General features: G+C 58.4%; 10 protein-coding genes and 3 pseudogenes. 9 read left to right on the forward strand and 4 right to left on the reverse strand.

Annotated elements, in window-relative coordinates; genetic code table 11:
• The first annotated feature begins 367 nt into the window (after positions 1 to 367).
• From P3T43_RS34980 to P3T43_RS35020, 9 genes are all read left to right on the forward strand, one after another.
• Entirely contained in the window at positions 368 to 1,567 is a 1,200-nt protein-coding gene (locus P3T43_RS34980; protein WP_429285561.1) for a hypothetical protein, read from the forward strand.
• 37 nt (positions 1,568 to 1,604) lie between these two features.
• Positions 1,605 to 2,273: a hypothetical protein gene (locus tag P3T43_RS34985; protein WP_429285562.1), complete on the forward strand. Its 669-nt coding sequence runs from the start codon at positions 1,605 to 1,607 to the stop codon at positions 2,271 to 2,273.
• On the forward strand, positions 2,257 to 2,730 hold the full coding sequence (locus P3T43_RS34990; protein WP_429285563.1) for a hypothetical protein: 474 nt from the start codon (positions 2,257 to 2,259) through the stop codon (positions 2,728 to 2,730). Before P3T43_RS34985 ends, P3T43_RS34990 begins: the two co-directional genes overlap by 17 nt.
• Positions 2,731 to 2,759: 29 nt before the next feature.
• Positions 2,760 to 3,062, forward strand: coding sequence for a hypothetical protein (locus P3T43_RS34995; protein WP_429285564.1), 303 nt, complete (start codon positions 2,760 to 2,762; stop codon positions 3,060 to 3,062).
• A gap of 22 nt (positions 3,063 to 3,084) precedes the next feature.
• Complete coding sequence (locus P3T43_RS35000) at positions 3,085 to 4,257, forward strand: hypothetical protein (protein ID WP_429285565.1); 1,173 nt, start codon at positions 3,085 to 3,087, stop codon at positions 4,255 to 4,257.
• The gene (locus P3T43_RS35005) at positions 4,248 to 5,366 is read left to right on the forward strand and encodes a hypothetical protein (RefSeq protein WP_429285566.1); all 1,119 of its coding nucleotides are present in this window, start codon (positions 4,248 to 4,250) and stop codon (positions 5,364 to 5,366) included. Before P3T43_RS35000 ends, P3T43_RS35005 begins: the two co-directional genes overlap by 10 nt.
• A gap of 24 nt (positions 5,367 to 5,390) precedes the next feature.
• Positions 5,391 to 6,062: a hypothetical protein gene (locus P3T43_RS35010; RefSeq protein WP_429285567.1), complete on the forward strand. Its 672-nt coding sequence runs from the start codon at positions 5,391 to 5,393 to the stop codon at positions 6,060 to 6,062.
• A gap of 345 nt (positions 6,063 to 6,407) precedes the next feature.
• Complete coding sequence (locus P3T43_RS35015; protein ID WP_429285568.1) at positions 6,408 to 6,686, forward strand: hypothetical protein; 279 nt, start codon at positions 6,408 to 6,410, stop codon at positions 6,684 to 6,686.
• A gap of 6 nt (positions 6,687 to 6,692) precedes the next feature.
• A complete protein-coding gene (locus P3T43_RS35020; RefSeq protein ID WP_429285569.1) occupies positions 6,693 to 6,959 on the forward strand; it encodes a hypothetical protein in 267 nt (88 codons plus the stop codon).
• Between the two features lie 211 nt (positions 6,960 to 7,170).
• Here the strand turns inward: P3T43_RS35020 and P3T43_RS35025 are convergent.
• The 4 genes and pseudogenes from P3T43_RS35025 to P3T43_RS35040 form a co-directional block, all read right to left on the reverse strand.
• Positions 7,171 to 8,734 (reverse strand): annotated as a pseudogene (locus P3T43_RS35025) (IS3 family transposase).
• Positions 8,735 to 9,624: 890 nt separating this feature from the next.
• Positions 9,625 to 10,896, reverse strand: a pseudogene (gene tnpC / locus P3T43_RS35030) (IS66 family transposase); the annotation flags it as partial.
• Positions 10,893 to 11,273 (reverse strand): annotated as a pseudogene (locus tag P3T43_RS35035) (ATP-binding protein); the annotation flags it as partial. The pseudogenes tnpC and P3T43_RS35035, both read right to left, overlap by 4 nt.
• A partial coding sequence (locus tag P3T43_RS35040; RefSeq protein ID WP_429285570.1) for a Mu transposase domain-containing protein occupies positions 11,260 to 12,082 on the reverse strand: 823 nt, incomplete at its 5' end. The pseudogene P3T43_RS35035 and the gene P3T43_RS35040, both read right to left, overlap by 14 nt.

Genomic DNA, 12,082 nt, shown 5'->3' on the forward strand with positions numbered 1-12,082 from the left:
ATTCGAGGTCTTCGCCGCGACCCTTGCTTCAGCAAGTCAACCTCAAGGCTCTAAACATTAAACCCGCTGTTGCGCTTCACCCTTGAAACCGCCCTTCCAAAAGCCGCAACGCTTCCGGCCCTCTTTCAATCAGCAAAATTAGATCTCGCGGTAATAACCCGGCAGGTTGAGTTGATCGCGATTTTCAGTTTCCAATCAACCTAGTCTTACGTCGACGGTTTTCGGCCGACTCGAAAACGACAAAAAAGTTAAAGGTTTGTCCACGGCAGCCGTTAACGAATCTAGAACCTGAGAAGTCCGTCGTGATCGTTATATATATTATAACGGTATGACAGTCAACAAACACTACAACAAAGAAACCTGAGCAATGCTTAGAAATTTACGGTATATCGTCCTGGCGACGGTATCGACCTATTGCCTGACTGGTTGCCTGCAGGCGCATGCAGGACAACTTGACGTCGTATCAGTGACCTCGACCGGCTTTGGTGCGAATGCGGTGGCCGCGACTGTGGATGCCGTGAGGAACGGCGTGGCTTCGGTCAACGGCGAAAGCATCGCGTCCTCCGAGCAGCTAAAGACCACAGAGACTTCTTCAACAGATCAGCAAACGCAAAAATCAAGAACGATCGACGACGATATACAACGGACGACGCATGGCGTTGTGAAGTCGTGGCAGCCGATCTCAACGGTTTCGGCGGACGGAGGTTTTCAATCGACCGTTAGAGTCAATGTCGTCGTGCTGAGGCAATCTGCGCAATTGAAGCGAATCAAGCTCGCCGTGGTTCCTTCACATAGTCCCTCGGACGATACCACCGACGCGCTGATTGACGGAATTACCGCCAATCTCGTCGAAAGCCGCAAGTTCGCCATCCTGGATCGGCGGCAGAACGAAGCAATCGCACGTCAGTTGGCCAGCATTCGGTCCAGCAGCGAGATCCAGGATCTCGCCCGGGTCTCGACCGGAGTCGCGCCAGATTACCTTGTCGTTGTGACGACGGATTCGCCACCAACGCAAGCGGGCGCCGCACAGGTACGGGGAGCGGTGCAGGTAATCGATTATTCGAGCAGACAGATCAAGTTTGCAGAGCAGAAATCGTTCACGGTGAAGAACTCGGACACGTTCCCGGTCGCCAAGCGGCTCGCGTCCATGTCTAAAACCCTTTCGCGCGGTCTGTTGCAAGCTATCTACCCACCATTGATCGTTGGGGACGATGGCGGTGTGCTCACCATTGCCCAAGGTTCGAACTATTTTAACGTTGGAGATAAGTGCTCGATCAGAGAAGTCGACGGCGCGTTGATCGATCCTTACACCAAAGAATCGCTTGGTCCTAAAAGCACTGAAATCGGCACAGCGACAATCACTTACGTCGACCCGCGCATTTCACAGGCGACGCTGAATTCCCAGCAACCACTTGACCCGCGCAAGGTCGCGGCGCGCAAATATCAGATCTGGCGATCCGCAGCCTCTGCTGATGATCTCTTCAAGTCAATGTCAACGGAGATGGGAATGGACGCCAGCACCAAAGAGACCAACGCGCCCATCGAACAGAGTAACTCCGACTACTGAAACATTCCTTCAACAACGTTTCGAAACAGAACACGCTATGACAATCACTAGAACTACAACTGTCTTCATCAGCCTTCTCTTCGCGGGACATGCAATGGCGCAGCAGGCCAACGGCGCAGCCGCCTCTGCTGGCGACGTGCCGCTTGGCGGCTTCCCGGGATGTTATCTCGCTGCGCCGAAGGATTCGTGCGATGCGCGTATCGTCTGCACCGGTGTAGGAACGCTCTACGGCAACACAGGTACGGACCTCCAGGCGGCGACGCAGGAGGGCTCAATGGGGGCGCGAAACGAGCTAGCCAAGTTCTACAGCAGCAAACAGAAGGCTCAGGAATCGCTTGCAACGGTTCGGCAGGATGCACAGAAAAGCACTTCTGACGGCGGCAAGAGCACCGTTTCCTCCGCGACACGAATGATGGCATCGGTCAGCAGCACGAGTGCCGAGGAAGTGCTGTCCGGGGTCCAGGTGCTTTCACGCGAGGTCGATCCGGCACAGCAAACGGTGACCGTGAAAGTCGGTGTGAGTTGCAGGAGCCAAGCCGCTGCTGCGCAGTCGCAGGCAGGATCTGTACGCTCGGCTGCGCCGTCGGGTGCCAGTGTGAATGCACCGGGTGCTGGACACGGAGACGGCGCCGCCGAGGCATACCGTACGCCGCCGGGCCAGTTGTCCAGCTTCAAGCAAAGCACGCCTGATGCCGACAATTTTTAAATCGGTTGTGCTGACATCAGTCCTTTTCATCGCAGGAACGGCGCATTCAAGGGCGGCGGACATTTGCGATGAAAGGGGCTTCGCGAGAGTGGTCGACGGACAAATTCGCGTCAACAACGAATCGACGGGCGAATGGATCGAGTTCCGCACCGGTAAGCGCGCGCTTCGGGATGGATACGCGTCGGAAACGGCATCAACGGACGCTGCCGTCGCAAGGCAAGCGGCGCGAGATGCAATCTATCGCGCGTATGCGCGGATAGTTCGCCCCCCTTCGGTGACAGCGCCGCTAGAGTTTCATGGGCTTCAAAGCACAGCCACTCTATGTGACGGGGAGAACACCTTCGACTTTCGGGTTCCGCTGTCGGGACTCACGTGGCGTACCGGACCTGAAGAAGACGGACCGGAGATGTTGCCGCCGATAAAAAACTTTCTGAGAGACAACGGCGTCATTGACTGACCCATGTCTGAGATACGGATGGAGCGCGCATGTTCAGGCTGATTGGTTTCGTGGTGGTCGTTTTTGTTCTGGTGGTGGGGTTCCGTCCGATCAAGTCGCTCATTGAGGGAACGCGGACGCCGAGCGATGCGCTCGAGCAGGTGAGGGTCAGCGTTGGGCAGACGATCACACCGAGTGTCGACACGTCAGCGCAGCAGACGAGCCGCGCAGCGGGCCTGTCGAGCGGCACGGATGCGACCGAGCCGCAGTCTGCCGGGAATTCGCCATCGGACGACACCGAGGCAATCGCACGGCGGCTGTTGCAAAAAGCAAATAGCCAGGACACCAACTGATCTCGTTTCAATGGTTCGACACATGCAATTCAAAACTCAACACCGGCTTTTCAGGCTCTCGTTTTCGTTGGGCATCTGCTTTTTCTCCGCTGTCGCCGCAGCGCAGGACCTGTATTTCGCCGGGTTCTCCTTTGCGGGTAACCACGTCCAGAATCAGCAGCGGTATCCGGTAGCGGAGGCGCTGCAGAATGAAAAAGACCCAAACGGAGTCAATGTCCTAGATACCGCGCTTCGAAATCAGCTCAAGACGTTAGACCGAAGCGATATCAACCTGAAGTACACACTGGGCAACGAGGCCTCTGGCGACACCACCGCACTCGCCTTCGCGCTCGATCAGGAAAGCATCGAAGATGACAAGGTGGGCTCGCAGGATCTCTATATCTATCGCGTCATCGCAAATGTCCTTGTCTTTGACTTCGATACCAAGACGGTGGTGGCCGATTTCCCGGCCATGGTCCAGTACCAGGATATCGGCGCACCCGGGCGCACCGACGCTGAAAACCGGGCTGTATTCCGTCGGATTTACCTTGAGCCAGGCTTCGGCGCCAACATCTTCGCAGAGTGGGTTAGAAGGCTGGCGGTTGCGAAGATCAGCAAGAGCTACTCGGCACATCTCGGCATACGCAGCGTCACCATTGCGCCCGAAGCCGACGCAGTGATCCCTGACGCGCTCAAGCAGAATGACGCCTACGCAACCCAAGTAGCACAGACGTTCGAATACAGCCTGGCGTCGAAACAGAATGTTGGCCTGATCCCCTATACACCGGGACAGGCGATTGCTGGAAAGATGGTGGCCCGCTTCGCAAATGGCAACAGCTATGACCTGAGCTTGCCCAAACCCGATTTTGCGATCGATATCCGTGTCCGGGCCTTCCGGAGTACCAAGGTTCAGACTAATGCGAGCGACCAGTACGTCTTCGGGTCTTTCGTCACTTTGTCGGTCGAGCAACCTGATTTGCAGAAAACCTACGTCAACGCAGATTTCAAGAATCTTAATTTCGTTGTGCTCGACAAATCAGCGGCAGTGTCACCGGATCCGTGGCAGAGCTATCAAACCAGTCTGCGCAACCTTTTCAATGTGCTGGCGGAGCAGATTTCCAGCCGCGATGCGAAAGTACTCGTAGAAATGACGAGGGCGCCCGACATCGACACGCAACTGATGGGATTCAAAGAGGTGGTTAGCAAATGCATGTAAGCAAAACAAAAAAGCGCATCCTCGGTGCAACGCTCGTGTTGTCGCTAATGACGGTATCGCAAATTGCGTTCGCCGGCGTAGCTCAGATCAGGGGTAAGGTCGTTATCCCCTATTCGACCAGCCTCTTTTCAAGCGCACCCGACGCGTCGTCCAATGCGGCGGCGCTACATGCGGCGAAGCTTGCTGCATGGGATTTGTACACCGCGAGGTTCAATGACGCGAAGATGAAGGTATACCTGGCGAACAAGGAAAAATTCACCGGGAATATTGACGAGTTCGTAAAAGATCTAACGGTTGTTGATCAGCAGGCTGACGCTGCAACCCACATGCTGAATGTGGTGGTTCGGGCGGACGTCAACGAAACGGCGGTTGATTCAATTCTTGATTCGACTTCGATAGCGTCGCGGCAGGATACCGGCTCCGGAAGCACGCTGGTGTTCCTCTTTCTGGCCCGGGAAGCGACCAAGGCAAAAGCTTTTGATGCGCGAGTTGCCCGGGTCACGAAAACCGATTCCTCGAAGGTGTCGACTGAGAAGGCCGTCGACGAAGACGATACCGAGGCTACCGGTAGCCGGAGCTCGGATACCGAAGAAACAACCACTGGCGGCTCCGTCGAACGAAAGCGGACCCAGGTGACGTATGAAGTGACAAGCCCGGAGGATGTCACGGCTGCGATGAGCGATGTACTCGATACGTCGGGATTTGAAGTCGCCGCTTATGACGATGTGGTCGCCAACTGCGGCGGTGTCGACCGGTCGAGTGTCATGAACGAGTTTAGTGCCAGCGATGATATGAGCGGGCAAACCCGCCGCTCTGTCATCGCCGCTTCGCGGCAGTGCGGTGCATCCCTGTTCGCGAAAGGCACGATTGACGTGGGTGTTCAGGACACGGATCCCGTGTCCGGTAACAAGCGCGTATACGTCTCGGTTCGGGGGCAGGTGTGGGATATCAGACAACCATTGCCCCGAATGGTGGCGTCGGTTGGACCAGTGCAGTTTGCGGGGTTGGGGCCAGACGATACCGTCGCAACACGCAATGCCTTGAGCCTCGCAAGCAGGGCGGCTGCCAAGACTCTGGTAGACCAGTTAAATGCAAAACAGATTCACTAAAACGACTTTTACAGAGGGCAAATCATGAAACTACGTATTATTCCCGCAGCGTTGGTACTTGTCTCGGCTGCAATGTATGCATCTTCTTCGATGGCGTTCGGGATTCCTTCGATCCCTGGGATTAGCGGTAGCGCCAGTTCAGGAGCCGGCGCCGACGTCAACTCGCTCACCAAACAGCAGGCCGATCTGCTGGTCACAGTCTCGGCGTCGCTTCGCAATCTTTCGAATGCACAGGTCGCGATGGCCAACGCACTTGAACTGAAGGATGCTGCAGCGATCGCGCAGAGCAACGGGGATAGCCTCGCCGCTGGAGATCTCACTGGCAAGGACCAGATGCAGAAAGTCGTAGAAAGCAGCATTTCGGTTGACAAGGAAATCGCAGACAAGATTGCACAAGGCGGAGCATTGAGCAGCGAAAGCAAGGCAATCTTCGCAAAATCACTCGTGCCTTACGGTCTGGGCTCCGTTGGTATGGTCGCAGCCGCAAAACAGGCTGCGAATGCCGGGCAGTCGCTTATGCACACGATGGATCCGACTGTGCTGTTCAAGCTTGGCAGCCTGCTTTACGTGGCAAAGGAAGCACCGACGTTGGTCTCCTCGTTCAGCGGTGATACCGGCCACATTATTAGCTTCGCGAGCGCTCAGGGGATCGACACGTCACAATTGAAGACCGCGGCAGCGAAGCTCGGAGAGTAAGGGAATCAATAGTGTTCCGCTTGTACTACTAATGCAGTGTGAGCGGAACGCCGGAAAGGGAATTCGGACGGGAAGACTTCAGGCAGCGAGGAGCCCCTTGACTTCCCGTCACACGACCTGACATCGGCTCCGGCCAAGAAACCTCCCCTGACTCTTACTGCCGTCTTGATGAACGGCGGTCGAACGTCGCGGAGTGTTCGCAGATGCGCGCTGCATGACGGCTGAAAGCAAACATTTCATCGATGTTTGCGCTTGGCGTGCGCGTCTCTCGCCACAGGATAGCGGGAGGACCGGTTGTTCCGCTGCGCCCAGCGAACCTCGGATCACCTTTCCGGAAGTGCATATATGCGGCTGGGCATGGCCGATGCCTTATATCAACATAGCAAAAAAGAACCGAACGACTATGAAATAAACACTTTGGACGGGATATCTGATCATCGGGTTGCTCGTAGCAATCTACGAGAATCTTTGGGGGCAACGCACTATAAAAGCTTCGCCTACAACTTAGGGCGCGGTCTCATTTGGCCCGTCGTTATGATCCCCGCATTAGGTAAAATAATTGGCGCAATTGTCCTTGTGGCTGTAGTCATCGCGATTCTCGTCTTCGTGAAGACGAAGGACTGACGCGATATGAGAGCCTGGTATGTAATCGCGACCGCCTCAGTTGCGTTGGCCCTGTCTGCCTGCCAAAGCAAGCTTGATAAATCCGAAGAGATCTTTGTGAATGGATGCCACGACCAAGGAGGGGAGACTTCCGTTTGCACGTGCATCTTCGACAAGCTGAAAGACCATTACGGTGCCGATCAATTGCTCGATTCTGATCGTCGACTTCCGTCGCAACTGCCGCCTGATTTCTCCCAAAGTGTTCTTGATGCTGGTGCGCAGTGTCGCGCGTGATGCATTTCACCGTTTGTGCAAAGGAGGCACCCGCCTCCTTTTTAAATTTTTAGCGCCCCTGGACGGCCAAGTACACTGTCGTAGCGTTCTTCGAATCTATGGCCGAGGGGGCCATTCCCGCGTATGCGTCAACGTAACGATGTCACGATCGACTCAGCACGAAAGGGACCCGATGAAGAACCGGCGCGCGTCAAGCTAGTTGCCGCCTTATTCATGCGGCCAAAGGCTGTTTATCCTTGGCGGGCGACGCCATGGAGACGACTGAGTCGCGTTCCGGGTTGAGTGTCACGGCACCGACTGGTGTCCAGTTGCGCGTGTTGCCCGACCAGCGGGCCGGATTGCATTCGCGTGCCTTCGCATACAGTGCATGACGTGCCGCGAGAAGCGCACGATCGTCGCCGGCATGACGCTGCGCAGGCGTCACGTAGCGGATGCCGCTATGACGATGCTCGAAGTTGTACCAGTGCACGAACCCGGCGGCCCAGGTACGGGCTGCGCTCAAATCATCGAAACCCGTGGCCGGAAACTCCGGCCGGTACTTCTCGGTGCGAAACAGCGCCTCGGCGTAGGCGTTGTCGTCGCTGACACGGGGTCGCGAGTACGACGGCTTGATGCATGGCCAGTGCAACATCGCCAGCACGGTGGTGCCCTTCAGCGTCGCGCCGTTGTCGCCGTGCAGCACCGGTCTGGCTTCGAGGGCTGCAATGCCTTCCGCGAGCGCCGTGCGGCGCACCAGGTGAGCCGCATGTTCGGCAGCGTCGCTGTAGTGCACTTCCCAGCCCACGATCTTGCGGCACAGGGCCAGGATCAGGTACAGGTGAAACCATCGACCCGTTACCGTCGCCGGCAGGAACGTCATGTCCCAGCACCAGACCTGGCGCGGTGCCGTTGGCACGTGTGTTGTCGGTGGCCGGGCGCCCGAAGGCGTTCTGGCACGGCCACGGCGCGTCATCTGTCCATGCTCGTGCAGCACACGGGCAAAGGTCGATTCGCTAGCGATGTACACACCTTCGTCGGCCAGCATCGGCACAATTCGCGCCGGCGGCATGTCGGCAAAGCGCGGCTCGTTAGCCACATGCAGCACGTGCGCGCGCTCCTGCGGGTCAGCGCATGCGCAGGCAGCGGGCGGCTCGCGCCGGGTCGGGCGTCGCCTGCGACGAGCCCATGATGAGCCTTCCAGCGTTGCAGGGTTCGTACATCGATTCCGGCCACCTCGCAGGCCAGGCGCAGCCGTGCGCCAGCCCGTCTTGCCGAATCGATTTCCCGGGCCAGGAGGTGGCGATCTTCGAGGTCGATCATTCGTCCTCGCCCTTGTCTGTGTTGAAGATCGCCCCGAGTTTTTTTGAAAGAACCAGCAGTGCGGCTGCCTCAGCCAGCGCCTTCTCCTTGCGCCGCAGTTCGCGTTCCAGTTCCTTGATGCGACGTTGGTCCTGCTTCGTCTGCTGGGGACTGGCACGGGCCTCTTCGGGCTCGGCCAGCGCCTGCGTGGCCGCCGCGCGCCACTGGGCCAACTCCTGTGGATACACGCCATGCTCACGGCACCAGACAATCCTGGCCGTCTCGTCCATTGCTGCCGTGCTCAACACCGCATCGAAACGGGCGGCCGCTGTCCATGCCCGCTCGCGAGCGGGCATGGACAGCGCATCACTGCGCCAGCGCTCCAGTGTATCTACGCCCACTCCGATCTCTCGCGCAACATCTTCCACCGCTGCGCTTTCCGGCGGCAACAACCGCGCGACCGCTCTGTCCTTGAATGTCTTTCCGTAACGCGCCACTTCATTCTCTCTTTACTGCCCCCGGGTTTCAGATTCTATCGGCGCGGCAACTATTCTGACGCGGGGGCAATGGCCGTGAAACTACCGTGATCCTCACTGTAGCCGCCAGGTTTCGATAAAGGGATGCTCGATTCAGTCAATCTTCCTGCCCGCGATTGCGATTCCCCAGAGATGGACTTCAGAGCCCTTCGGCGCACACGCTCACGCGGTTAGTCACCGTTGTGACGCCGGGAACGACCTGCACCGCCGACGTCGTCAGATCGTTCTGGCTGCTCTTACGCACGTAATTTTCGAGTAGGATCGATCCGCCGGTTGCCACAACGACGAGATCAACGTAAAGGCTCTTCGTTTTAGACTGCGCAAAACCGCCCTCCGGGGCTAACCGCTGCCTGCAAGTCCAGTTCCACGCCTGCCAGCGATTCCTCTTGCGCAGCCGCAAGTTTCCTGTCGATCTCCTCGATTCTCAATTTCGCACCATTTGTCTTGCCCGCCCATCAGGATGCTCCGGGGTTGACCGACGTAGCCCGCAGCCCGCACGGCCCTGAGTTCGACCCGCTCGTCAGGTAGAAAATCCACCACAATCTTTTCGGCTGGCGGATGCCCTGATGCTGCAGCACATCCTTCCGGAATGTCACCTGGCCCGAGATAGTGCTCGTCTCAACCTCGTCTGTAGATACGCGCTAACAATGCAAAGATGCATGACTAGCGCGCGTGCTGATCATATGTAACCGCGAATTTAAGCACACCATAATGGGAGGCGTTCGCGATAGATGGTCGAGGAAGGCCGCATCGCGGCGATCGGGATCGATCAGCGATGTCCTGGCTTTGGTAAGTGTGAGTTCGATGGCGCGCGGGCGAATGGCCCATGCGTCATCGCATGTCTCTCAGACTCAGGCGGTGGATGCCACGGTTTTTTGTTGTTTCGCGTAGTTGAACGGCAACAGGTCCGTGACGTCAGCCTCCGGTGCGCGCTGCGGCAATTCCTTCAGTACGTGCAGCAGGTACGCGTACCGCTCGACGTTGCAGGCCCGGCACGTGAGCATCAGGCTGAACACCATCGCGCTCGCCTTTGCACCATCAACCGTATCGCTGAACAGCCATGATTTTCTCGAAGTAGCAAACGGTCTGATGTCGCGTTCGAGAATGTTGTTGTCCACCCCGACGCGCCCATCGGTGACGTAGCGACTAAGGTATTTCCACTGGTTGCGCGTGTAGCTGATCGCCTTGCCCAGCAGGCTCTGGGGCAATACCAGCGGGGCCTTTTCATCCAGCCATTTTTTTAACGCTTCCAGCAGCGGCACACTATGTTGCTGGCGCAGCCGGTACCGGTAATCTGCCCATGCCTCGTTCTGCGGCACATCCGCACGCACAAGCGTCTCGACCTGATACAGCGCCCTGAAGTATTCGAGCGCCTGATGAACCAGCGCCCCTGCTTTCTTTTTGCTGCCCTTGTGCGCATCGACGAACAGCCTGCGCGCGTGCGCCAGGCATCCGAAGTGTGTCACGCCTTCGAGCGTGCGCCACGCGGCATAGCCGTCGCTCAGCAGCATGCCTTTGTAGCCGGCGAGGAACGCCTGCGGGTATTCCTCGCCTCTGCCCGGCTGGTAATCAAACAGCACCACTGGCTGCTCGCATTCTTCGGCGCTGCGGTAGACCCACATGAACGACTTGCTCTGCGCGGTCTTGCCTTCCTCCTTGAGGACCTGTGTCGTCGTCTCGTCACCGCGGATCAGCCACTGTGACAGCAACGTCTGATGCAGCGCCTTATAAAGCCGACTGTAGTGCAATTGTGCAGGGCGGATGATCCATTTCGCCAGCGTGCCGCGCGAGACGGGAATGTCGACGCGCGCGAGCACATCCTCCATCCGGTACAGCGGCGTGCCGTCGACGAACTTGCCGATCGTGACCGCCGCAATGGTTTCCGGGCTCGCGTTGCTGCCCGGTAGTGGCTGCACCGGCATCGGCGCGGTGATGATGGGCGTGTGTTCGGCGTTGCGATCGCAGTGGCGACACGCGTATTTGAAACGCACGTGCTGCAGCACGGAAGCCTTCACCTCATAATGCAGCTGTTCGCTGATTTCCTCGCCCATGCGATGCAGCGAGTTGCTGCAGCATGGGCAGACCTTCTGCGCTTCAGGCAGGTCGCATTCAATACGCTGGCGGTCGTGAACAGCGCGGTGTGACCGTGCACGAGCGCCTGATAGGCGAGATTGAGCGCGAGGGTTGACTTGCCGACACCATTGGGGCCGATCAACACGACGTTGGCGGTATCCCTGACGAACCCGAGCGACATCAGCTCTTCAACGGCAAGCCGGTCGCAGCGCGTGGGCCAGCTCCAGTCGAAGTCGCACAGCGGCTTGAAGTTGCCCAGTCGTGCATCGCGGATACGTCGCTCCAGTGATCGGCGGGCGCGCTCATCCTCTTCCCACTGCAACAGCGGCGCGACCCACTGTTCGGCGGCCACATCGGACCAATGCGCGAGCAGTCCGTACAGACGCAGGGCGTTCGCGCGCCCCTGAAGGTTCTCAGGCGTGTTCATCAGCGCCTCCCGCAAGCTGGTCGTAGATGTCGAGCCGGTGTGGTGTCACCAGCGTGTCCTTGTTGCGCACGTGTTCGGGCAGGATGAGGGTGACTGGCGGCGGGGCCTGCCGTGCCTCGCGCCGGCGCTCAAGCGCCAGACGTACCGGATTGGGATGAGGCGCCGCGTCGCTGGCAAGGGTTTCCTCGATCGCGGCCTGCAGTTCGGCGGGCCCATAGCGGTCGAGCAGTCGCAGCAGGTGCGTGGTGATATTGCCCAGATTGCCGCCGCGCTCAGCGGCGTGCAGCATCAGGGTCCGGCTGGCCGGCGCAGCCCGGGCCAGATGATCAAGACCGCGATGGTGACGGGCTTCGCGCTTCCTTGCGACGAGCGCATCGATGTGCGTGGCAATCTCGATCTGCGCGCCGCGATCGTAACTGCGTTCATGGGTGGCGAGCAGATCGCCACCGTCGAGAATGCGTACGCGCCGGGGATCAGCGCATACCGTGAGGGTGCGTCGCACATGGGTATACGGGATCGTATAGTCGTTCAGGTCGAAGCGCACGTAGGGCGTCTTGCCGACCTTCACGGCCATGAGCAGCTCACACGGATACGGATTCTCCGGCAACGCGAGCAGGCTGGGCTGTTCTCGTTCGAAGGCCTCGCGCACGGTGATCGTGGGTTCTTCGCGGCAGGGTCGCTCCGCAGCGGGCCCCGCGCACCAGATTGCCGCCCGGGCATTGAGATCGTCGAGGTCCGTGAATCTGCGAGCGGCAAAGAAGCTCTCGCGTACAAAGCGGATTGCCCGTTCAACGCGCCCCTTCTCGTTG

This window comes from Paraburkholderia sp. GAS41, assembly GCF_050436545.1.
Classification (GTDB): domain Bacteria; phylum Pseudomonadota; class Gammaproteobacteria; order Burkholderiales; family Burkholderiaceae; genus Paraburkholderia.